General features: G+C 73.9%; 21 protein-coding genes and 1 tRNA gene. 13 read left to right on the plus strand and 9 right to left on the minus strand.

The window, feature by feature from the left end:
* Positions 1-18: 18 nt before the first annotated feature.
* From KW076_RS05310 to KW076_RS12515, 4 genes are all read right to left on the minus strand, one after another.
* Positions 19-375: a GNAT family N-acetyltransferase gene (locus tag KW076_RS05310; protein ID WP_224356552.1), complete on the minus strand. Its 357-nt coding sequence runs from the start codon at positions 373-375 to the stop codon at positions 19-21.
* A gap of 23 nt (positions 376-398) precedes the next feature.
* Entirely contained in the window at positions 399-1412 is a 1014-nt protein-coding gene (locus KW076_RS05315; protein WP_286670235.1) for an NUDIX hydrolase, read from the minus strand.
* A gap of 112 nt (positions 1413-1524) precedes the next feature.
* Positions 1525-2481: a mycothiol synthase gene (gene mshD, locus KW076_RS05320; RefSeq protein ID WP_224356553.1), complete on the minus strand. Its 957-nt coding sequence runs from the start codon at positions 2479-2481 to the stop codon at positions 1525-1527.
* A gap of 33 nt (positions 2482-2514) precedes the next feature.
* Positions 2515-3195, minus strand: coding sequence for a response regulator transcription factor (locus tag KW076_RS12515; protein WP_286670236.1), 681 nt, complete (start codon positions 3193-3195; stop codon positions 2515-2517).
* Between the two features lie 106 nt (positions 3196-3301).
* Here KW076_RS12515 and KW076_RS05330 point away from each other — a divergent pair, with 106 nt between their 5' ends.
* The 3 genes from KW076_RS05330 (at position 3302) to ygfZ (ending at position 6196) form a co-directional block, all read left to right on the plus strand.
* Entirely contained in the window at positions 3302-4108 is an 807-nt protein-coding gene (locus KW076_RS05330) for a hypothetical protein (protein ID WP_224356787.1), read from the plus strand.
* A gap of 187 nt (positions 4109-4295) precedes the next feature.
* A complete protein-coding gene (locus KW076_RS05335) occupies positions 4296-4976 on the plus strand; it encodes a nitrobindin family protein (RefSeq protein WP_224356554.1) in 681 nt (226 codons plus the stop codon).
* Complete coding sequence (gene ygfZ / locus KW076_RS05340; protein ID WP_434084359.1) at positions 4973-6196, plus strand: CAF17-like 4Fe-4S cluster assembly/insertion protein YgfZ; 1224 nt, start codon at positions 4973-4975, stop codon at positions 6194-6196. Before KW076_RS05335 ends, ygfZ begins: the two co-directional genes overlap by 4 nt.
* On the opposite strand, the gene KW076_RS05345 is transcribed toward ygfZ, so the two are convergent.
* The 4 genes from KW076_RS05345 to KW076_RS05360 form a co-directional block, all read right to left on the minus strand.
* Positions 6180-6932 (minus strand): hypothetical protein, encoded by a 753-nt coding sequence (locus KW076_RS05345; protein WP_224356555.1) that lies wholly within the window; start codon positions 6930-6932, stop codon positions 6180-6182. The two genes, ygfZ and KW076_RS05345, sit on opposite strands and share 17 nt — an antisense overlap.
* Positions 6929-7960 carry a 6-phosphofructokinase gene (locus KW076_RS05350; RefSeq protein WP_224356556.1) on the minus strand — a complete coding sequence of 344 codons (1032 nt, stop codon included), beginning with the start codon at positions 7958-7960 and terminating at the stop codon, positions 6929-6931. Before KW076_RS05350 ends, KW076_RS05345 begins: the two co-directional genes overlap by 4 nt.
* Before the next feature lie 163 nt (positions 7961-8123).
* Positions 8124-8414, minus strand: a complete 291-nt coding sequence (locus tag KW076_RS05355; RefSeq protein WP_224356557.1) for a PspC domain-containing protein — start codon at positions 8412-8414, stop codon at positions 8124-8126.
* A 55-nt stretch (positions 8415-8469) separates the two neighbouring features.
* Complete coding sequence (locus tag KW076_RS05360; RefSeq protein ID WP_224356558.1) at positions 8470-9591, minus strand: PspC domain-containing protein; 1122 nt, start codon at positions 9589-9591, stop codon at positions 8470-8472.
* 96 nt (positions 9592-9687) lie between these two features.
* On the opposite strand from KW076_RS05360, the gene KW076_RS05365 reads away from it, so the two are divergent.
* Positions 9688-10962 carry an ATP-binding protein gene (locus KW076_RS05365; RefSeq protein ID WP_224356559.1) on the plus strand — a complete coding sequence of 425 codons (1275 nt, stop codon included), beginning with the start codon at positions 9688-9690 and terminating at the stop codon, positions 10960-10962.
* Positions 10963-10979: 17 nt separating this feature from the next.
* Entirely contained in the window at positions 10980-11669 is a 690-nt protein-coding gene (locus KW076_RS05370; RefSeq protein ID WP_224356560.1) for a LuxR C-terminal-related transcriptional regulator, read from the plus strand.
* Positions 11670-11739: 70 nt separating this feature from the next.
* Here KW076_RS05370 and KW076_RS05375 read toward each other — a convergent pair whose 3' ends face one another.
* Positions 11740-12948, minus strand: a complete 1209-nt coding sequence (locus KW076_RS05375; RefSeq protein ID WP_224356561.1) for a pyridoxal phosphate-dependent aminotransferase — start codon at positions 12946-12948, stop codon at positions 11740-11742.
* Positions 12949-13137: 189 nt separating this feature from the next.
* On the opposite strand from KW076_RS05375, the gene KW076_RS05380 reads away from it, so the two are divergent.
* The 8 genes from KW076_RS05380 to rpoB all read left to right on the plus strand — a co-directional run bounded on the left by KW076_RS05380 (position 13138) and on the right by rpoB (position 21007).
* Positions 13138-13210: transfer RNA gene (locus KW076_RS05380), tRNA-Trp, on the plus strand.
* A gap of 78 nt (positions 13211-13288) precedes the next feature.
* Positions 13289-13540 (plus strand): preprotein translocase subunit SecE, encoded by a 252-nt coding sequence (secE, locus tag KW076_RS05385; protein WP_224356789.1) that lies wholly within the window; start codon positions 13289-13291, stop codon positions 13538-13540.
* Positions 13541-13641: 101 nt separating this feature from the next.
* Complete coding sequence (gene nusG / locus KW076_RS05390) at positions 13642-14499, plus strand: transcription termination/antitermination protein NusG (protein ID WP_224356562.1); 858 nt, start codon at positions 13642-13644, stop codon at positions 14497-14499.
* A gap of 130 nt (positions 14500-14629) precedes the next feature.
* Positions 14630-15061, plus strand: coding sequence for a 50S ribosomal protein L11 (rplK, locus tag KW076_RS05395; protein ID WP_224356563.1), 432 nt, complete (start codon positions 14630-14632; stop codon positions 15059-15061).
* A gap of 81 nt (positions 15062-15142) precedes the next feature.
* Complete coding sequence (rplA, locus tag KW076_RS05400) at positions 15143-15853, plus strand: 50S ribosomal protein L1 (RefSeq protein WP_224356564.1); 711 nt, start codon at positions 15143-15145, stop codon at positions 15851-15853.
* A 356-nt stretch (positions 15854-16209) separates the two neighbouring features.
* Positions 16210-16731, plus strand: a complete 522-nt coding sequence (rplJ, locus tag KW076_RS05405; RefSeq protein WP_224356565.1) for a 50S ribosomal protein L10 — start codon at positions 16210-16212, stop codon at positions 16729-16731.
* A gap of 73 nt (positions 16732-16804) precedes the next feature.
* Positions 16805-17191 carry a 50S ribosomal protein L7/L12 gene (gene rplL, locus KW076_RS05410; protein ID WP_224356566.1) on the plus strand — a complete coding sequence of 129 codons (387 nt, stop codon included), beginning with the start codon at positions 16805-16807 and terminating at the stop codon, positions 17189-17191.
* 309 nt (positions 17192-17500) lie between these two features.
* On the plus strand, positions 17501-21007 hold the full coding sequence (rpoB, locus tag KW076_RS05415; RefSeq protein WP_224356567.1) for a DNA-directed RNA polymerase subunit beta: 3507 nt from the start codon (positions 17501-17503) through the stop codon (positions 21005-21007).
* The last annotated feature ends 55 nt before the right edge of the window (positions 21008-21062 follow it).

The raw sequence follows: 21062 nt of genomic DNA on the forward strand, positions 1-21062 counted from the left end.
CCGCCAGATGTCGCCGTCTCAGACCTCGCGCACCATGTCCTGGTACTCGGGGTAGCGGCGCAGGTAGTCCTGCACGTAGGAGCACTCAGGGGAGATCTTCTCGCCCTCGGCGCGGAGCCGGTCCAGGACGATCGTCACCAGAGCGCGGGCGTAGCCCTTCCGGCCGTGCGCCTCGTCGATGATGGTGTGCTGGAGGCGCACCACGGTCTCGTCCTCACCGCCGTCGGCCGCGGGGAGCTCCTCGACGTCGTAGCCCAGGAAGCCGATGAACACGCCGTCCTGGCGCATCTCGAAGCGCTGGCGGTCCGGGTCGCGGGTCACCTGGAGGCGCTCGTGGACGATCTTCTCGGGGTGCTGGTTCGCGGTGGTCTCCATGCCACGAGCCTAGGCCCGCACGGTCAGTCGCTCCAGGGGTCGTAGACCTCGGCGGCCACCACGGCGCCCTTGGCGTCCAGCCCCTGGTGCAGCACCAGCACGCCGCCCGGGCGCAGGTGCGGGTCCCGGCGCGGCAGGGCGGCCAGCACGTCGGAGGCCGGGCGGGCGGCGGCGTCGTCGACCTCCTCGAGGATCGAGGGGATCACGGGACGGTGCAGGCACAGCACCTGCGGACGACGCCGGGCCAGCAGGTCCCGGAACGCCCGCCGGGTCTTCTTGGGCTTCTCGCGCGCCGTGGTCTCGGTGAACGCGGACTTGGTCTTCAGGGGCAGTCGGGTGGCCTTCACGAAGGGGGCGAGGGTCTCCACGCAGCGCCGCCAGGGGGAGGAGACGACCCGCTCGGGGCGCCAGACCGCGATCAGGCGCGCCACCGAGTGGGCCTGGCGGCGACCGGTGGCGGCCAGCGGGCGCTCCTGCTCGGCGCGCGACCAGGACGAGCGCGGCTTGGCCTTCGCGTGCCGCAGCACCAGCAGCGGGACGGTGCGCAGGTGCCCGCGGGCGTCGGCCCGCTCCAGCCGGTCCAGCGGCTCCAGGTCCGTGGCGTTGCTCAGCATCTCGCGGGCGCGGGCCGAGCTGACCCAGCGGGCCTCGTCGACCTCGTCGCCGTCGGGCGTCGGGCGCTGGCCGGTGGCCTCCCCGGCCCAGTACCAGACCTCCTTGGAGAGCATCCCCTTCCCCTTGCGGTCGGGGACGTCGTAGCGGGTCACGGCCAGCGGCAGGCCCGGGCGGAGGGTCAGCGCGACCTCCTCGGCGAGCTCGCGGGCGGCCGCCTCCGGGAGGGTCTCGCCGTCGTCCACCTTGCCCTTGGGCCAGGACCAGTCGTCGTAGCGGGGCCGGTGGATCACGAGGACCTCGAGGCCCTCGGCACCCGGACGCCAGGGGATCATGCCCGCGGCGAGCACCTCGGCGCCGGGCGCGGTGACGGCTCCGTCCGGGGTGGACCAGGCGGCGGCGCGGTCGTCGGGGTGCGCGGACATGGTGCGGGGGTCCTCCGGGGGGATGGGGTCGGGGATGCCGTCCCAGGATAGGGGACGCGTCACGCGGTGCCGCGGGTCGCGGTCGCCCGCCCACGGGCCCGCGCCCGGACCGTCAGCGGGCGGGGCGCAACTGCACGTCGGCCGCGGCCAGCGCGAAGCCGAGGGACTCGTAGAGCCGCACCGCCGGCACGTTGTCCGCGTCCACGTACAGGTCCACCGCGTCCACGCCACGGCCGGCCATGTGATGCAGCCCCGCCAGGGTCAGGGCCCGCCCCAGGCCGCGCCCCTGGGCGGCGGGGGAGATCCCGACGGCGTACACCTCGCCCTCCGACGGCGCCCCCGCCTCCGCCGGGGTCACCTTCGTCCAGTGGTAGCCCACCGGGGTGCCCTCGGCGTCCTCGGCCAAGAGCAGCCCGGCGGCCTCGAACCAGTCCTCGGCCTCCCGGGCGTCCAGGTCGGCGCGGGTGAGGGAGCCCTGCTCGGGGTGGTCGGCGAACGCGGCGGCGTTCAGGGCCAGCCAGGCGTCCTCGTCCCGGCCCGGCACGAATCCGCGCAGGGTCACGCCCTCGGGAAGCCGCGTCGGGGGCAGCGCCCCCAGTCCGGCGGGGTCCAGGCGCATCCGGCGCAGCTCGCGCACGGGCTCGAGGCCGTGACGGCGGGCCAGGGCGAGCGCCCCCGGCAGCGCGCCGTGCGCCCAGGCGCTGGTCCGCCGCGCCTCCCCGCGCTCGCGGACCGCGTCCGCCGCGGCCTCCGCCAGGGCGGCGCCCAGGCCGGCGCCGCGGTGCGCCGGGTCCACCGCCAGCTCCACGACGCCCGGCCCCGCGGCCTCGCCCTCCGGTGCCAGGACCGCCACGCCGGTGACGGCGCCCGCCTCGTCGCGGGTCAGGCCCCACCACCGCTGCGCATCGCGCGCCAGGACCGCGCGCGTCTGGTCGTTCAGCGGGGGGTGGCCGTCGGAGCGGTGGGCGCGGTCCGCCAGGGCGAGGGCGGCGTCCACGTCGGACGGCGTTCCGGGGGAGACGACGCCGGGCGTCGGCGGGAGGGCGGGGGAGGCGGGCTGCTCGGACATGCCCACACCCTAGGCCGCCGGACGCCAGGCCCGTCAGGCATCGCCGTCGGGGCGGGGGGTGAACCGGTAGCCGACGTTGCGGACGGTGCCGATCATCTGCTCGCGGTCCGGGCCGAGCTTGGCGCGCAGGCGGCGCACGTGGACGTCCACGGTGCGGGTCCCGCCGAAGTAGTCGTCGCCCCACACCTCCCGGAGCAGCTGCTCGCGGGAGAACGCCCGGCCGGGACTCTGCGCGAGGTGCTTGAGCAGCTCGAACTCGCGGAAGGTGAGGTTCAGGGCGCGTCCGTCGAGGCGGGCCCGGTAGCCGACCGGGTCGATCTCCACGCCGCCCACGGCCAGCCGCTCCGCCGCGCCGCCGGCCACCGGCGCGTCGGCGGGGCGCAGCAGGCGCACGCGGGCGTCCACCTCGGCGGGTCCGGCGCCGGTGAGCACGATGTCTGCGAGCGACCACTCCGGGCCCACCGCGGTGAGGGCGCCTTCGGCCATCACCGCCACCACCGGCACCTCCGGCGCCAGGGACGCCAGGTCCCGGGCCAGGGTGCGCGCCTCTGCCAGGCCGGAGGTGGCGTCGAGCAGCACGCCGTCGACGTCCTCCCGGCCGGCGGCGAGGGCGGCGCGGGGGTCGGCGCGCTCGACGTCGTGCGTGAGGAGGTCGAGCGCGGGGAGCACCTCCACGGCGGACGCGGCGCGCGTGAGCATCAGCAGCCGCGCCATGGCGCCCCCTCGACGTCGTCCGTGCCGGCGCTGCCGGCGCCCGCGTGTGACGCCGGCCCGCCGTCGAGGATACCGATCGGGCGCGCCTGGCAGGATGGGGGGCGTGATGCGTCTGTCCATGGCCCTGAGCGCGGCCCTCGCCGCCCTCGTCCTCGGGGGAGCGGCCCTGCTGGGCCCGGTCCCGGCTGCGGTGGCGGCCTGCCTCGTCATCGCGGTGATCGCCTTCGGCTGGCCCCGTCAGATGGGCGCCCCCGCCCGCCTCTCGCTGACCCTCACCATGCTCGTGGCGGGCGTGCTCGGCGTGCTCGTGATGGTGCTGTGGCCGCGCGGCGACGCCGGTCCGCGCGGCGCGTGGGCGCTGTTCGAGCCGCTGGCCGTGGTCCTGGCGTTCGGCACGATGGCGTCGTTCATCGTGCAGCTGGTGCGCGGGACGGGCCGGCCGCTGCGCCTGGAGTCCACGGTGACCACCATGGGCGGAGTCCTCGTGTGCCTCCTGGCCGCCTCGTGGGTCCCGCTCGCGCATCACCGCGAGGCCCCCGGCGCCACCGGACTCGTGGTCACGCTGGCGGCCACCCTGATCGTCACGTCCCTGATCGGCCTGACGCCGTTCATGCAGGGGCGCCCGCGGGTGCTCGCCCTCGTGATGGTGCCGGCCTCCGGGGTCGTCGCGGCGCTGGTGTCCCTGCTGCTCGGCGCCCCCGCCCACACCGCGTGGGTGTACGCGGCGGCGGCCCTGGGCACGGCGGGGCTCGTCTCCCTGACGGCCGCGGCGGCGCCCTCCTCCCGCCCGCTGCCCGAGGACCGCGTCGTGGGCACCACGCTCTCCCCGCGGCGCGCCGGCTATGCGCTGGCGATGGCCCCCGTGGGGGCGGCGGGGGTGGTCGGGCACGTCATGCTCGGCTTCCTGGCCTGACCCGGGGGCGCTCCCGGGATAGGATGCCGAGCATGGATTCGATTGTTGCTCTCGAGATCTTCTTCCTCGTCCTCGTCGTGCTGGCGGGCCTGGGCATGGCGGCCGTGGCCGCCCTCGTCGTCGGCGGCCTCTTCAAGGGCCAGCGCTGAGCGCACGGCCCCGCTGAGGGGCCGTGCCGTGCGTCGTCATGGCCACTGAACTCCCGTACGACCTCACCCCCGAGCTCGCCCCGCTGTCCTGGCTGATCGGCAGCTGGGAGGGGCAGGGACGCCTCGGCGACGGCTCCGAGGGGACGGACATCTTCTACCAGCGCGTCGACTTCGTCGAGCACGGCCTCCCGTTCGTCGAGTACCGCGCGGAGTCCTGGCTCTGCGAGGCGGACGGCACCCTCCTGCGCCCGCTGACCGTGGAGTCCGGCTTCTGGCAGGTGGACCGCGCGCGGCAGGACGGCGACGTCGGCCCCGGCATGGTGCCTGCGGACATCGTCCCCGCCTATCGCTCCGCCGAGGACGTGGAGGCACTGCGCTCCGAGGACGGCGCCTTCCGCATCACCGCCACCATCACCCACCCGGGCTCCCTGGCCGAGCTCTACTACGGGCGCATCAAGGGCCCGCAGGTGCAGATCGTGATGGACTCCCTGCTGCGCGGCGCGGCCGCCGGCGAGTACGCCCGCGCCACCCGCATGGCCGGCCTGGTGAACGGCCAGCTGTTCTGGCGCTGGGACTCGTCCCCCGCCGTGGAGGGCCCTATGGAGGTCCACGCCTCCGCCATCCTGGACCGCATGCCGGACCCCTCCGAGGGTCGGCTGGCCCCCGGCGCACCCCGACCCCGGGGGGAGCGCGGGCGAGCTCCGGAGCAGGGCGCGTGACCGAGCCGCGTCCCGAGCCCGCCCCGGCCGTCAGGGCGGCGCGGCGCAGCCCGCTGCTGGCCCCGCCCCCGGCCGCTCCCGGCGGCCCCGCGGAGGGCGCGGTCGAGGGCGTCGGCCAGGACGCCGGCGTCGCGGCCCACTACGGCCGTCCGCTCGTCGAGCAGCGCGCCCTCGCCCGCGGCCGGGCGCTCGTGGACCTCTCGCAGAAGACGGTCGTGTCCGTCTCCGGCCCGGACCGGCTCTCCTGGCTGCACACGCTGAGCACACAGCACCTGAAGGACCGTCCCGCGGGCACCAGTACCGAGGCCCTCTTCCTGGACGCGAACGGGCGCATCGAGATCGCCGTGCACCTGCTGGAGGACGGCGCCGCCGCCTGGCTGATCGCCGATCCCGCCCACGCCGACGTCCTCGTCACGTGGCTGCGCTCCATGGTGTTCTCCCACCGCGTCACCCTGCGTGACCACACGGGCGTCGTCGCCGTGGTCGGGGCCATGGCCCCGGTGCCCGGCTGGGAGGACCGCACCGTGTGGCTCGACCCGTGGCCGCGCGTCGACGTCGGCGGCTGGCCGTACTCCCCGGATCCCGACCCGGCCGCGCACCCGGGCGCGGGCTGGTCCTGGCGGGAGTACCTCGTGACCCGCGGCGACCTCGTGGCCACCGTCGACCGGCTCGGCACGGGGGAGCTGGAGGGCTGGTCCCTCGCCGGCGCCCTCGCGGCGGAGGCCCTGCGCATCGAGGCGGGCCGCCCCCGTCCCGCGGTGGACGCCGACGCCCGCGCCATCCCGCACGAGCTCGACATCCTGCGCACGGCCGTCCACCTGGAGAAGGGCTGCTACCGCGGGCAGGAGACCGTGGCCCGCGTGTACAACCTGGGCCGTCCGCCGCGGCGGCTCACCCAGCTCCTGCTGGACGGCTCCTCGCATGCCCTCCCCGCCGCGGGGGCGGCCGTCATCCTGCGCCCCGAGCCGGACACGGCCGACGCGCGAGCCGCCGCCCGTCCCGTCGGCACCGTGACCAGCGCGGTCCAGCACCACGAGGCCGGGGCGGTCGCCCTGGCGGTGCTCAAGCGGGCCGTTCCCGTGGCCGCCGAGCTCCTCGTCCGGGAGGAGGCCGCGGGCGGCGGGGAGCCCGAGTGGATCGCCGCGTCCCAGCAGGCGCTCGTCTCGCCCGACGCCGGCCAGGTCGTCGGCCGCCCCGCGGGGCTCAGCCGGCGCGCGTGAGCTCGACGCGGGTCAGGCGGCCCGTGGGCACGAAGCCGACGCCCAGCGCGAGGCGCAGGGCCCCGTCCTGCGCGGCGGGCACGCGCGCCTGCGGCACCAGGCCCTCGTCCCAGGCGGCCCCGGCGGCCACCGCCGCGGCATAGGCGCCCAGGCCGCGCCCGCGCAGTTCGGGGCGCACCAGCACGCGGACGTCCGCCAGGAGACCCGCCCGGGTCGCGTGCCCGGCGGCCGCCAGCGGCGTCCCGGTCGCCCGGCCCGCTCCGTCGTCGGGGACGAGGGTGCGTAGCGCGTGGAGCTCGTCGAGCCCCGCGGCACGGGCGTCGTCGGCGGGGCACTCCCGGGCCAGGGCTGCGGCGTCGGCCGGGTCGTCGGAGACCGCCACCCGCCCGGAGGGGGCCACCTCCGGGGGCTCGTCCAGGTGGAGGAGGGTGTGCTCGCCGCGAGAGCGCGGACCCCATCCCGAGGCCAGGCGCAGGAGCGTCGACTCCAGCGCGAGCTCCTCGGTCGCCCGGTCCGCGGCGGCGGCGAGCAGTGGCTCCGGCCCGGCGAGGACCTCGAGGCCGGCGGCCTCCAGCAGCAGGATGTCCGTCTCGGGGCCGGCCGGGCGGGGCAACGCCACCCGCCGGCCGGTGGCCCGGGCGAGGGCGGCGACGTCGTCGGGCACGCCGAGGGCCCGCCCCCAGGCGAGGGCGACGAGCTCCCGGACGTGCTCGGGCAGCGGCTCCGCGGCCGTCACCGGCCGAAGAGGACCTTGGCCTCGTCGTAGCGCTCCCGGGGGACCTCCTTGAGCCCCTTGAGCGCCGCGCTCATCGGGATGGTGATGATGTCCGTGCCGCGGGCGGCCACCATGGAGCCCCAGCGGTGCTGGGCGGCGAGGTCGATCGCACCCATGCCGAAGCGGGTGGAGAGCACGCGGTCGCGGGCCGTGGGGGCGCCGCCGCGCTGGATGTGGCCGAGCACCGTGTTGCGGGTCTCGATCCCGGTCATCTCCTCGATCTCGCGGGTGACCCACTCGCCGATGCCGCCGAGCCGCGGACGCCCGGAGGCCTCCATGCCCGCGTCGGCCAGGGGGTCGTCGTGCCCCTCGGGGATGAAGCCCTCCGCGACGACGACGAGCGGCGACCGCCCCTTCTCGTGCACCTGGGTGACCCACTCGGCGACCTGCGACATCGGCGTGCGGACCTCGGGGATCAGGATGGCGTGCGCGCCGGCGGCCATGCCGGAGTGCAGGGCGATCCACCCGACGTGCCGTCCCATGACCTCGGCGACCATGCACCGGTGGTGGGACTCGCCGGTCGTGCGCAGGCGGTCCATGGCGTCCGTGGCGATCTCCACGGCGGTGTCGAAGCCGAACGTGTAATCGGTGCCCTGGAGGTCGTTGTCGATGGTCTTCGGCACGCCCACCACGGGCAGGCCGTCCTGGGCGAGGCGGTTGGCGCCGGCCAGGGTGCCCTCGCCGCCGATCGCGACGACCGCGTCGATGCCGAGCTCGCGGAGGTTGCGCGCCATGTTCTCCGGGCCGCCGCCGTCGGCGTCGTACGGATGGGTGCGCGAGGTGCCCAGGATGGTGCCGCCGGTGCGGGCCAGGCCGCGCACGCGGGTGCGGGGCAGGTCCTCGACGTCCTGCTCGATGATGCCGGCCCACCCGTTGCGGATGCCCACCATCTCCATGTCGTAGGTCTTGATGCCGTGCAGCACCGCGGCACGGATCACGGCGTTCAGGCCGGGGCAGTCGCCACCGGAGGTGAGCAGGCCGACTCGCATGGGGTGTCCTCCTGGGATCGGTGCGGGGAGGGCGTCGGAAGACGCCCTCGACCACCCTAGTCAGGGGGCCGTCGCCGCGTCAGGAGACGGGCGACCGCCCCAGCCGGCGGGCGGTCAGGGCGGTCTGGTGGCGCGGTCGGGGCGCCGCCGGTGCCGGGGCGGCTCAGGCGCCGGAGAGGGCGCGTTCGGCGGGGATCACGCCGTCCTCCCACGGGGTGAGGGCCCAGACCACCAGGTAGGCGCCGAGGCCGAGCACCGGCAGCAGGCCCACGAGGACGAGGACCAGGCGCATGAGCCAGACGTCGACGCCCGTGTTCGCGGCCAGGCCCGCCGCGATGCCGCCGACCAGGCGGGGACGGGTGCGACGGAACCCCAGCGCGCGGATGCCGTCGAAGACGGGCGTGAGGGGCGTGCGGCGGGCGCCGCCGGGGCGAGGGCGGGAGACGGGGGTCATCGGGGGTCCTTTCGGCGGGAGGGGGAGTCGACGGCGGACGGCGACGTCGGCCGTGTCAGGGGAGCGGGGTGAAGAGGAGGTGGGCGCAGACCTGCAGTGCGACGACCCCCACCAGGATGCCGCTCAGCGGAGCGAGGAGCCCGGGCCGGCGGCCGCGGAGGAGTCCCGCGGTCATCACCGCCGCCATGACGCCCAGGGCGGCCAATGCCGGCCAGACGGGGAACAGGGTGGCCGACGTCGACACGTTGCCCAGGACCATGGCGAGCGAGACCGCGAGGGCCACGCCCGCGGCGACGACGCACGTCGCGATCCGCGTCCCCCGGCCCAGGAGGGGCTTCACCGCGCTGTGGGAGCCACGCCCTGTGCCGGCGGGACGGCGGCCCGCGGCCTGGCCGGCGGCGCGGACCTGCGCCTCCGCGAGGCGTGCCGCGGCCCGGTGCTCGCGGCTGTGCGGCTGCTCGCGCCAGGAGCCGGTCTCGGGGTCGATCCAGTCGGAGCGGAAGCCGTGGGCGTCCACGGTGGCGGACTCCGGCCGGTGGCGGCGCAGGTACCACGAGGGCTCGGCCGCCGGGCGCGCGGCCGCGTCGCGCGCGGGCTGAGCCGGGGCCATGCGGCGCTCGCCCTCGCCGTCCCATCGGGTCACGAGCCACCACACCAGCACGGCCAGGGCGGTGAGGCCGATCAGGGAGCCCGGGCCGCCCAGGACGGGGGCGATCAGCGTGAAGCCCGCCCCGAGCACGACGTTGAGCGCGCCGATCGCGGCGATCGCGGCGATGGCGACCGGGGCGTCGGACCACTCGCCGCGGCGCAGGCGGCCGTAGTGGACCCGCCCGTCGGCGTCCGGCAGGACGGCCCACGCCAGGGCGTACCCGAGCAGCCCGATCCCGGCTGAGACCACGCACAGCGCCACGAACACGCCGCGTGACAGGAGCGGGTCGATCCGGTAGCGCTCGGCCACGCCGGCGAGCACCCCGCCGACCCAGGAGGAACGCGACCGGCGCACGCCCCAGCCCTCCACCGGGCGGCGCAGCCAGACCGGCAGGACCTCGAGGCCGTCGGGTGCCGGTCCGTCCGTGCCGGCGCTCCGGGAGCGGGCGTCGCTGGCGGGCCCCGGGGGGAGGGGACGGGTGGCGGGGGAGGACCGTGGTGCGGGGAAGGGGTCGTGTGCGGTGTCCATGGCTCCATCGTCCTCCGGGACGGCCCCGCGCACATCCGGGGGATCCCGGAGCCGGTCCCGGATGTGCGGACCCGGAGGACCCGGCAGGATGGGGTCATGCCCGCACCCGCCATCCCGCCGCCCGCGGACCTCTCCGCACGCCCGGCGCTGCTGCGCCACGCCGCGGACCGGCCCGTGTCCGGCGTCGCGGGAGGGGTGGCCCGCCACCTGGGCCTCGATCCGCGTCTCGCACGGGCCGGCTTCGCCGTCCTCGCCCTCGCGGGCGGGGCGGGGATCGCCCTCTACGCGTGGCTGTGGCTCCTCATGCCCGAGGAGGGCCCCGACGGTGCCCCGGCCGGTCCGGCCCCCACCCTGCGGGGGCGCGCGCCGGAAGTCCTCGAGCGGCTCAGGGAGGGTGGCTGGCCGATCCTCCTGGCCGTGGTCGTCCTGGGCGTGGGCGTGCTCACGGTCGCCGACGGACTCGGCGTGCCCGTGGACTGGGCACTCGTGGGGCCCGTGGCCGTGCTCGTCATCGGCCTCGGCCTGGCCTGGATGCAGCTTGGCGCCGCAGACGGGCCCGAGGGCGGTCGGTGGGCCCGGCGCGCGCGCCTCGGACTCGGCACCGCGCTCGTGCTGCTGGGGGTCCTCGCGATCGTCGTCGGCGCGGTGACCGCCGGAGACCTGTGGCTGGGGCTGCTGGTCGCCGTCGCCCTGCTCGCGGGCGGGGCGCTCGTGGCCATGCCGTTCGTGCTGGCCCGCCGACGGCGACGTGACGAGGAGCGGACGGGAGCCGCCGTCCGCGCCCAGCGTGACGAGATCGCCGCCCACCTGCACGACTCCGTGCTCCAGTCCCTCGCGCTCATCCAGCGGCGGGCCGACGACCCGGAGACCGTGGCGCGGGTGGCCCGCGCCCAGGAGCGCGAGCTGCGCCAGTTCCTCGCGCTGGACTCGGCCCGCGCCCACGGCACGCTCGCCGAGGCGGTGGAGGACCACGCGGCCGCCGTCGAGGACGCCTTCGGGCGGCGCGTCGAGGTCGTGTCGGTGGGGGAGGCGTCCGGCCCGTGGCTCGAGCCGCTGGCGTCCGCGGCGCGGGAGGCCATGGTCAACGCCGCGCGTCACGCCGGTGACGTGCAGGTCTTCGTCGAGGTCTCCGAGGACGACGGCGGGCGCACGCTCGCGGAGGTCTTCATCCGGGACCGCGGCACCGGCTTCGACCTGGCGGACGTCCCGGCGGATCGTCTCGGGGTGCGGGAGTCGATCTTGGGCCGCATGCGCCGGGCCGGCGGCACGGCGCGCATCCGCTCGGGCCCGTCCGGCACCGAGGTGCAGCTGTCGCTCGCGGATCCCGGCGCCCCGGGCGTCGGCCTGCGTGAGGGGCGCGGCCGCGCGTGACCGGGCAGGATGAAGCCATGACCGTGCATGCCGATCCCGTCGTGCCCACCGCGGTGGTCGTGGACGACCACGCGATCTTCCGCTCGGGGCTGAGGGCGGACCTGGACGCCTCCCGGCTGCGGATCGTGGGGGAGGCCGGGGACGTGGACGAGGCCGTGCGAGTGGTCCTTCAGCTCGCCCCGGACGTCGTGCTGCTGGACGTGCACCTGCCCGGGGGCGCGGGCGGCGGCGGGGCCGAGGTCGCCTCCCGTGTGCTGGCCGAGCGTCCGGGCCAGCGCCTGCTCGCCCTCTCCGTCTCGGATGCTGCCGAGGACGTCGTCGCCGTGATCCGCGCGGGGGCGCGCGGCTACATCACGAAGAGCGCCGCGGGGGCGGAGGTCGTGGAGGCCGCGCTGCGCGTGGCCGGCGGCGACGCGGTGTTCTCCCCGCGCCTGGCCGGGTTCGTGCTCGATGCCTTCCGGGGCCTGCCGACGGAGTCCGCGCCCGCGGGGCCGGCCCCGTCCGAGGGGGACCTGGACCGTCTCTCGGCGCGCGAGCGCGAGGTGATGCGGCTGATCGCGCGCGGCTACACGTACCGCGAGGCCGGCGCCGAGCTGTTCATCTCGGACCGCACGGTGGAGAGCCACGTCTCCTCCGTGCTGCGGAAGCTGCAGCTCTCCAACCGCCACGAGCTCACGCGCTGGGCCGCGCGCCACGGCTGGGCCTGAGCCCGGAGGCCCGTCCCGGGCGTGCCCGGGCCCCGCGTCGGCGCAACGCGGCGCCCGGGGAGGCGAGAAATCAGGCGGAGAGGAGGGCCCGGATGCGCTCGACGCCCTCGGCCAAGTCCTCGTCGCCGAGCGCGTAGGACAGGCGCAGGTAGCCCGACGGGCCGAAGGCCTCGCCCGGCACCACGGCGACCTCGGCCTGGTCGAGGATGAAGTCGGCCAGCTCGGCCGAGGTGGCGGGGGTGACGCCGCCCGTGTAGGTGCGGCCGAGGGCCTCGCGCACGTCCACGTAGGCGTAGAAGGCGCCCTCGGGGGTCGGGCAGTGGAAGCCGGGGACGCGGTTCAAGGCCTCGACCATGGCGCGGCGGCGGCGGTCGAAGGCGGTCTTCATCTCCTCGACCGCGTCCAGCGGCCCGGCCACGGCGGCCAGGGCGGCGCGCTGGGACACGTTGGCCACGTTGGAGGTCGCGTGGGACTGCAGGTTCGTGGCGGCCTTGACGACGTCGAGGGGGCCCGCGAGCCATCCCACGCGCCAGCCCGTCATGGCGTAGGTCTTGGCGACGCCGTTGAGGATCACGCCCTGCTCGGCGAGGCCGGAGACGGCCTTCAGGATGGAGGTGAAGGGCACGCCGTCGTAGGTGAGGTGCTCGTAGATCTCGTCGGTGACGACCCACAGGCCCTTCGCGAGGGCCCACTCGCCGATCGCCCGGGTCTCCTCGGGGGAGTACACGGCGCCGGTGGGGTTGGACGGGGAGACGAACAGCAGGACCTTCGTGCGCTCGGTGTGGGCGGCCTCGAGCTGGTCCACGGTCACCTTGTAGCCCTGATCGGGCCCGGCGAACACGTCCACGGGGACGCCGCCGGCGAGGCGGATGGCCTCGGGGTAGGTGGTCCAGAAGGGGGAGGGGACGAGGACCTCGTCCTGCGGGTCGAGCAGTGCGGCGAAGGCGTTGTAGACGGCCTGCTTGCCGCCGTTGGTCACCAGGACCTGGGAGGCGTCGAGCTCCACTCCGGAGTCCCGGAGGGTCTTGGCGGCGATCGCCTCGCGCAGCTCGGGCAGTCCGGCCGCGGGGGAGTAGCGGTGGTTCTTCGGGTCCCGGGCGGCGGCGACGGCCGCCTCCACGATGTAGTCCGGGGTGGGGAAGTCGGGCTCCCCGGCCCCGAAGCCGATGACGGGCCGGCCGGCCGCCTTCAGCGCCTTGGCCTTGGCGTCGACGGCGAGCGTGGCCGAGGGGGCGATCGCGGAGAGTCGCGCGGAGACGCGGTGGGCGGGGGTGGCCATGGGGACCTTCCTCATCTGCTCGGGAGGGCGCCGGACGCGGACGCGCCGGCCGTGGGGCCAGCCTACTGAACCGCCGTCGGGGGCCGACGTGCCCGCCCGGTTCGACGGCGCGCGCGTCATGGCGTATCCTGGATCCTCGGTACCGCGGGACGGTGCCCGGGATTCCCCGGGCCACGGACGCGGCAGCCTAGGGTAGTGGCGCAATTGGTAGCGCAGCGGTCTCCAAAACCGCAGGTTGCAGGTTCGAGTCCTGTCTGCCCTGCTCGGTGCCGGACCTCGTGTCCGGCACTGGACGTGTCAGCGTTCCGGCGATCCGATCGAGTGAGGCCACGTGACTGAGATGACGGCGAACCACGGGAGCTCGGCTTCCGGGCCCGAGTCCCGTCGCCGCGGGCCGTTCGGTCGGATCGCGCTGTTCCTGCGCCAGGTCCTCGACGAGCTCCGCAAGGTGGTCACCCCCACCGGCGACGAGCTCCTGAAGATGACCGGCGTGGTGCTCGCCTTCGTGGCCGTCATGATCCTGTTGGTCATGGGGCTCGACTGGGTGTTCGGCACCCTGGCGGGTCTGCTGTTCGGAGCGGGCCCCGCCTGAGGCGCCCGCCCGGCGGGAGAGCGGCGGCCGGCACGCGCAGCACCCGTCCGCACCGGCCCGTCGCGGGCCGTCCGAGCCCCGTGAGCAGAAAGCAGGAAGCCGTGTCCGAGCAGGAACTGGATCGTCAGGACGTCGAGGAGACCGCCGTCGCGGAGGACTCCACCGCGCTCGAGGCCCCCGTGGAGGACACCGCCGCGGAGGAGGCCGAGCAGACCGTGCAGGAGGCCGACCTCGCGATCGCCGAGGGTGACCAGGACGCCGCGGAGGCCCCCTCCGCCGAGGAGCTCGACGCCGCCGGGCAGGCGCCCGCCCAGCCCGACGTCGAGGCCGCCGAGCAGCTGCGCACCCGCCTGCGCCGTCAGCCGGGCGACTGGTACGTCGTCCACACCTACGCGGGCTACGAGAAGCGCGTGAAGACGAACCTCGAGGCGCGCATCCAGACCCAGGACATGGAGGACTCGATCTACGAGATCGAGGTGCCCATGGAGGAGGTCGTGGAGATCAAGAACACGACCCGCAAGATCGTCTCCCGCGTCCGCATCCCCGGCTACGTGCTGGTCCGCATGGACCTCGACGACGCCTCGTGGGGCGTCGTGCGCCACACCTCCGGCGTCACCGGCTTCGTGGGCAACGACGCCCACCACCCGCAGCCCCTGACCCTGGACGAGGTGTACGACATGCTCGCCCCCTCCGTGGTCCAGGAGGCCGTGCGCGAGGCCGAGAAGGCCGGCCTGGTCCCGGTCGCCGTCGCCGAGTCCGGCGCGGCGGGCGCCCCGGCCATCCACGTCGACTTCGAGGTCGGCGAGTCCGTCACCGTGGACGACGGCCCGTTCGAGACCCTCCCGGCCACGATCTCCGAGATTAAGCCGGAGACCCAGCAGCTGGTGGTGCTCGTGTCCATCTTCGAGCGCGAGACCCCCGTGACCCTGTCCTTCAACCAGGTGACCAAGGTCATCTGAGGACCCCCAGTCTTCCGCCCCGCGCCGGCCGCCTGCCGGTGGGGAGCGGTCCCGGCCGCCGCGCCACGGCGGCCACCCTCCGCGGTGCGCTCCTGCGTCGCGGGTCCCCCAGTGAGAGAAGGATCCACTCATGGCTCCCAAGAAGAAGGTCGCCGGTCTGATCAAGCTTCAGATCCAGGCCGGCGCGGCCAACCCGGCCCCGCCCATCGGTCCGGCCCTCGGCCAGCACGGCGTGAACATCATGGAGTTCTGCAAGGCCTACAACGCCGCCACCGAGGCCCAGCGCGGCAACGTGATCCCGGTCGAGATCACCGTGTACGAGGACCGGTCGTTCACCTTCATCACCAAGACCCCGCCGGCCGTCGAGCTGATCAAGAAGGCCGCGGGCGTCCAGAAGGGCTCCTCGACCCCCCACACCGCCAAGGTCGGCACCCTGACCCAGGCGCAGTGCGAGGAGATCGCCCAGTCCAAGATGGAGGACCTGAACGCCAACGACGTGAAGGCCGCCGCCAAGATCATCGCCGGCACCGCCCGCTCCATGGGCATCACCGTCGAGGGCTGACGCCCACCCCCCCCACCCTTCCCAGTGGCAGGGCCGAGCGCGGCCCACACAGACCACGACTGCACAAGGAGAACAGAGCAGATGGCACAGCGCAGCAAGGCATACAAGGCGGCCAAGGCCGCGATCGGGGACACCGTCTACGCCCCGGCGGAGGCGATCGCCCTCGCCAAGGAGACGAACCCCTCCAAGACCGACGCCACCGTGGAGGTCGCCCTCCGCCTGTCGGTCGACCCCCGCAAGGCCGACCAGATGGTGCGCGGCTCCGTGAGCCTGCCCCACGGCACCGGCAAGACCGCCCGCGTCGTCGTGTTCGCCACCGGTGAGCGCGCCGAGGCCGCCCGCGCCGCCGGCGCGGACCACGTGGGCGACGACGACCTGATCGCCAAGATCGCCGACGGCTGGACCGACTTCGATGCCGCCGTGGCCTCCCCGGAGCTCATGGGCAAGGTCGGCCGCCTGGGCAAGGTCCTCGGCCCCCGCAACCTGATGCCGAACCCCAAGACCGGCACCGTGACCCCGGACGTGGCCAAGGCCGTGGCCGACATCAAGGGCGGCAAGATCGACTTCCGCGTCGACAAGCACTCGAACCTGCACTTCATCATCGGCAAGACCTCCTTCGAGGCCAACCAGCTGGTGGAGAACTACGCCGCCGCCCTCGAGGAGGTGCTTCGCCTGAAGCCGTCCTCCTCCAAGGGCCGCTACATCTCCAAGGCCACCGTGGCCACCACCTTCGGCCCCGGCGTCCAGATGGATCCGAACGCCGCCCCGCCGAAGGACGAGGCCCAGGCCTGACAGGTCCGGCACGCGGCGCACGCCGCGCACCGCGACGGCCGGTCGCCCCGCTCGGGGCGGCCGGCCGTCGCCGCGTCCCGGGGCTCCGCGCGTGGCCGCCGGGAGATTTGGCGGCGGCCGATCGACCGTGTACGATGAGAGCACCGAAGACCGCCGGTCGCAGGTCGATGAGCTTCCGCTCCTCGCGCCTGTCGAAGGCCCTCCTGATGGAGGCGGCCCGCGCAGGTGCAGCTGAGCCCCATGTCGGCGCCTCTCCCCGGAGACGGCGTCCGCGTCATGTCGCGCCCCGTGCATCTGCACGGGGCGTTTCTCGTGTGAGGCCCCAGGCGGTCCCCAGAACCACCGAGAGGAGTGCCATGGCGACGTCCGCGAAGGAGTCGGCGGTGGCCGAGCTGACGGACCTGTTCCGCAGCTCGAGCGCCGCTGTTCTCACGGAATACCGTGGTCTGACGGTGTCCGAGCTCAAGCAGCTCCGCGACTCCATCCGTCAGGATGCGACCTACTCCGTGGCGAAGAACACGCTCACCGAGATCGCGGCGAAGGAAGCCGGCGTGGAGGGCCTCGACGCCCACCTGGCCGGCCCCACCGCGATCGCGTTCGTGACCGGTGACCCGGTCACCGTCGCGAAGGCGCTGCGTGACTTCGCCAAGGACCACGACAAGCTCGTGCTCAAGGGCGGCTACATGGATGGCCAGCCCCTGGACGAGGCCGGCATCGAGAAGCTCGCGGACCTCGAGTCCCGCGAGGTGCTGCTGGCCAAGTTCGCCGGCGCGATGAAGGGCAGCATGTCCAAGGCCGCCGCCCTGTTCCAGGCCCCGCTGTCGAAGACCGCCCGCACGGTCGAGGCCCTCCGGGCCCAGCAGGACCAGGCTGCCTGACGCAGCCCCCACCCGGGCTGCACGGCCCACCCACTTTCACACGTACACACGTCGTACACGTAAAGGAGCCATCATGGCCAAGCTGACCACCGAAGAGCTGCTCGCCGCGTTCGAGGAGCTGACCCTCATCGAGCTGTCCGAGTTCATCAAGGCGTTCGAGGAGAAGTTCGACGTCACCGCCGCCGCCCCCGTGGCGATGGCCGCCGCCGGCGCCCCCGCCGGTGGCGATGCCGCCGCCGCCGAGGAGAAGGACGAGTTCGACGTCATCCTCGAGGCCGCCGGCGACAAGAAGATCGGCGTCATCAAGGAGGTGCGCGCCCTGACCTCCCTCGGCCTGAAGGAGGCCAAGGACCTCGTCGACGGCGCCCCCAAGCCGATCCTCGAGGGCGTCAACAAGGAGACCGCCGAGAAGGCCAAGGAGCAGCTCGAGGGCGCCGGCGCCACCGTCACCCTCAAGTGACGACCGCGGCCTGAGCCGCGATCCCGCTTCACCGGACCCCCGTCCGACCCGCCCCGCGCGGATCGGACGGGGGTCCGGTCGTCGTGGGGGAGGGGGCGCCGACGGGTGCGCGGGATCACCGTGGAGGGGGTGGACGAGGGTGGAACCCCGGGTTAGGATGGTTCTTTGCACCTCCCCTGTCCCAGCGTGCTCGGAAACGGGTGACGACGGGAGGGACTGCGCGGCCTTCATATAGCGGTGGGCCCGGTCCTGATGCCTCGCAGCGGGGGAGGCTGACCGGAACCCTGCAGTCCTGTGGAAGGATCCTACGTGGTCGCCTCGAGCACCTCCAACGAAACCGCTGCCGTCTCCCCCCGCTCCGCCGCCTCGGCCGGACGCATCTCCTTCGCCAAGATCCATGAGCCGCTGGACGTGCCGGATCTGCTGGCGCTGCAGACCGAGTCGTTCGACCGCCTGATCGGCAATGAGCGCTGGGCCGCCCGCGTGGACGCGGCCGTCGCCGCCGACGACCACTCCGTCTCCGTGACGTCGGGCCTGACCGACATCTTCGAGGAGATCTCCCCGATCGAGGACTTCCAGGGCACCATGTCCCTGTCCTTCTCCGATCCGGAGTTCGCGGACGCGAAGATGACGGAGGAGGAGTGCAAGGACCGCGACGCGACCTTCGCCGCCCCGCTGTACGTCAAGGCCGAGTTCATGAACAACACGACCGGTGAGATCAAGCAGCAGACCGTCTTCATGGGCGACTTCCCGCTGATGACCCGCAACGGCACGTTCATCATCAACGGCACGGAGCGCGTCGTCGTCTCCCAGCTGGTCCGCTCCCCGGGCGCCTACTTCGAGCGCACCCCGGACAAGACCTCGGACAAGGAGATCTTCTCCGCCAGGATCATCCCCTCCCGCGGCGCCTGGTTCGAGCTCGAGGTGGACAAGCGCGACCAGGTCGGCGTCCGCCTCGACCGCAAGCGCAAGCAGCCCGTGACCGTGCTGCTCAAGGCCCTGGGCTGGACCGAGTCCCGGATCCTCGAGGAGTTCGGCCAGTACGACTCCATCCGCGCCACCCTGGAGAAGGACGGCACCGCGGACCAGAACGAGGCCCTGCTCGACATCTACCGCAAGCTGCGCCCGGGCGAGCCCGCGGCCGTCGACGCGGCGCAGAACCTGCTGAACAACCTGTACTTCACGGCGAAGCGCTACGACCTGGCCAAGGTGGGCCGCTACAAGCTCAACCGCAAGCTGGGCGTGGACGTGCACCTCGGCGATCCGAACGCCTCCGTGCTCACCGAGGACGACATCGTCCAGATGGTGCACTTCATCGCCGCGCTGCACGCCGGCGAGAAGACGATCAAGGGCGCCCGCGACGGCGAGCCCGTGGAGGTGCGCGTCGAGGTCGACGACATCGACCACTTCGGCAACCGCCGCATCCGCGCGGTCGGCGAGCTGATCGAGAACCAGATCCGCACCGGCCTGTCTCGCATGGAGCGCGTCGTGCGCGAGCGCATGACCACCCAGGACGTCGAGGCGATCACCCCGCAGACCCTGATCAACATCCGCCCCGTCGTGGCGGCGATCAAGGAGTTCTTCGGCACCTCCCAGCTGTCCCAGTTCATGGACCAGAACAACCCGCTGGCCGGACTGACGCACAAGCGTCGCCTGAACGCGCTGGGCCCGGGCGGCCTCTCCCGCGACCGCGCCGGCATGGAGGTCCGCGACGTCCACCCGTCGCACTACGGCCGCATGTGCCCCATCGAGACCCCGGAAGGCCCGAACATCGGCCTGATCGGCTCGCTGGCCACCTTCGGACGCATCAACCCGTTCGGCTTCATCGAGACCCCGTACCGCCGCGTCGTCGACGGCCGCGTCACCGACCAGCTGGACTACCTCACCGCCGACGACGAGCTCGCCTTCCAGATCGCCCAGGCCAACGCGCCGGTGGACGAGGACGGCCGCTTCGTCGAGGAGCTCGTGCTCTGCCGTCAGCGCGGCGGCGGCGGCGAGCCTGTGCTGTCCACCGTGGACGACATCGACTACATGGACGTGTCCCCGCGCCAGATGGTGTCCGCGGCGACCGCCCTGATCCCGTTCCTCGAGCACGACGACGCGAACCGCGCGCTCATGGGCGCGAACATGCAGCGCCAGGCCGTGCCGCTGCTCCAGTCCGAGGCCCCCTACGTGGGCACCGGCATGGAGAAGTACGTGGCCGTGGACGCCGGCGACTCCGTGACCGCCGCCCAGCCGGGCGTCGTCACCGAGGTGGCCGCGGACCTGGTGACCGTCATGAACGACGACGGCTCCACCACGCACTACCCGATCATGAAGTTCTCACGCTCGAACCAGGGCAACGCCTACAACCAGCGGGTGCGCGTCTCCGAGGGCGATCGCGTGGAGCGGCTGTCGATCATCGCCGACGGCCCCGCCACCGACAACGGCGAGCTCGCGCTCGGCAAGAACCTCCTCGTCGCGTTCATGCCCTGGGAGGGCCTGAACTACGAGGACGCGATCATCCTCTCCCAGCGCATGGTCTCCGACGACGTCCTCACCTCGATCCACATCGAGGAGCACGAGGTCGACGCCCGCGACACCAAGCTGGGCGCCGAGGAGATCACCCGCGACATCCCGAACGTGTCCGAGGAGGTGCTGTCCCAGCTCGACGAGCGCGGCATCATCCACATCGGCGCCGAAGTGGAGGCCGGCGACATCCTGGTCGGCCGCGTCACCCCGAAGGGCGAGACGGAGCTGACCCCGGAGGAGCGCCTGCTGCGCGCCATCTTCGGCGAGAAGTCCCGCGAGGTGCGCGACACTTCCCTGAAGGTGCCCCACGGCGAGTCCGGCACCGTCATCGGCGTGCGCATCTTCGACCGCGACGAGGACGACGACCTGCCCCCGGGCGTCAACCAGCTGGTGCGCGTCTACGTGGCGCAGAAGCGCAAGATCACCGACGGCGACAAGATGGCCGGCCGCCACGGCAACAAGGGCGTCATCTCCAAGATCCTGCCCCTCGAGGACATGCCGTTCCTGGCGGACGGCACCCCGGTCGACGTCGTGCTGAACCCGCTCGGCGTGCCCGGCCGCATGAACCTCGGCCAGGTCATGGAGATCCACCTCGGCTGGGCCGCCTCCCGCGGCTGGGACATCGAGGGCGAGCCCGAGTGGATCAAGGACCTGCCGGACTTCCCGCGGCAGTCCGGTCCGGTGAACGTCGCCACCCCGGTGTTCGACGGCGCCGAGGCGTACGAGATCACGGGTCTGCTGGGTCACGTGAACAAGACGCGCGACGGCGACCGCCTCATGGGCACCACCGGCAAGGCGCAGCTGTTCGACGGCCGCTCGGGCGAGCCGTTCCCGGACCCCGTGTCCGTGGGCTACATGTACATGCTGAAGCTGCACCACCTGGTGGACGACAAGATCCACGCGCGCTCCACGGGCCCGTACTCGATGATCACGCAGCAGCCGCTGGGCGGAAAGGCCCAGTTCGGCGGCCAGCGGTTCGGCGAGATGGAGGTGTGGGCGCTGGAGGCGTACGGCGCCGCGTTCACCCTCCAGGAGCTGCTGACCATCAAGTCGGACGACATCCACGGCCGCGTGAAGGTCTACGAGGCGATCGTCAAGGGCGAGAACATCCCCGAGCCGGGCGTCCCCGAGTCCTTCAAGGTGCTCATCAAGGAGATGCAGTCCCTCTGCCTGAACGTCGAGGTGCTCTCGGCCGACGGCCAGACCATCGAGATGCGTGACGCGGAGGACGAGACGTACCGCGCCGCGGAGGAGCTGGGCATCGACCTGTCCCACGCCGAGCCGAGCTCGGTCGAAGAGGTCTGATCCTCTCCCTCTCCCACAGACGTCCTCTGAGAACCACGGAACCAAGGAGTTCACC

Source organism: Micrococcus porci, assembly GCF_020097155.1.
GTDB lineage: Bacteria > Actinomycetota > Actinomycetes > Actinomycetales > Micrococcaceae > Micrococcus > Micrococcus porci.

Coding starts and splice junctions, on each gene's coding strand:
- KW076_RS05310 (WP_224356552.1), bottom strand. CDS start 375: ATGGAGACCACCGCGAACCAGCACCCCGAGAAGATCGTCCACGAGCGC.
- KW076_RS05315 (WP_286670235.1), bottom strand. CDS start 1,412: ATGTCCGCGCACCCCGACGACCGCGCCGCCGCCTGGTCCACCCCGGAC.
- mshD (WP_224356553.1), bottom strand. CDS start 2,481: ATGTCCGAGCAGCCCGCCTCCCCCGCCCTCCCGCCGACGCCCGGCGTC.
- KW076_RS12515 (WP_286670236.1), bottom strand. CDS start 3,195: ATGGCGCGGCTGCTGATGCTCACGCGCGCCGCGTCCGCCGTGGAGGTG.
- KW076_RS05330 (WP_224356787.1), top strand. CDS start 3,302: ATGCGTCTGTCCATGGCCCTGAGCGCGGCCCTCGCCGCCCTCGTCCTC.
- KW076_RS05335 (WP_224356554.1), top strand. CDS start 4,296: ATGGCCACTGAACTCCCGTACGACCTCACCCCCGAGCTCGCCCCGCTG.
- KW076_RS05350 (WP_224356556.1), bottom strand. CDS start 7,960: ATGCGAGTCGGCCTGCTCACCTCCGGTGGCGACTGCCCCGGCCTGAAC.
- KW076_RS05355 (WP_224356557.1), bottom strand. CDS start 8,414: ATGACCCCCGTCTCCCGCCCTCGCCCCGGCGGCGCCCGCCGCACGCCC.
- KW076_RS05360 (WP_224356558.1), bottom strand. CDS start 9,591: ATGGACACCGCACACGACCCCTTCCCCGCACCACGGTCCTCCCCCGCC.
- KW076_RS05365 (WP_224356559.1), top strand. CDS start 9,688: ATGCCCGCACCCGCCATCCCGCCGCCCGCGGACCTCTCCGCACGCCCG.
- KW076_RS05370 (WP_224356560.1), top strand. CDS start 10,980: ATGACCGTGCATGCCGATCCCGTCGTGCCCACCGCGGTGGTCGTGGAC.
- KW076_RS05375 (WP_224356561.1), bottom strand. CDS start 12,948: ATGGCCACCCCCGCCCACCGCGTCTCCGCGCGACTCTCCGCGATCGCC.
- secE (WP_224356789.1), top strand. CDS start 13,289: ATGACGGCGAACCACGGGAGCTCGGCTTCCGGGCCCGAGTCCCGTCGC.
- rplK (WP_224356563.1), top strand. CDS start 14,630: ATGGCTCCCAAGAAGAAGGTCGCCGGTCTGATCAAGCTTCAGATCCAG.
- rplA (WP_224356564.1), top strand. CDS start 15,143: ATGGCACAGCGCAGCAAGGCATACAAGGCGGCCAAGGCCGCGATCGGG.
- rplJ (WP_224356565.1), top strand. CDS start 16,210: ATGGCGACGTCCGCGAAGGAGTCGGCGGTGGCCGAGCTGACGGACCTG.
- rplL (WP_224356566.1), top strand. CDS start 16,805: ATGGCCAAGCTGACCACCGAAGAGCTGCTCGCCGCGTTCGAGGAGCTG.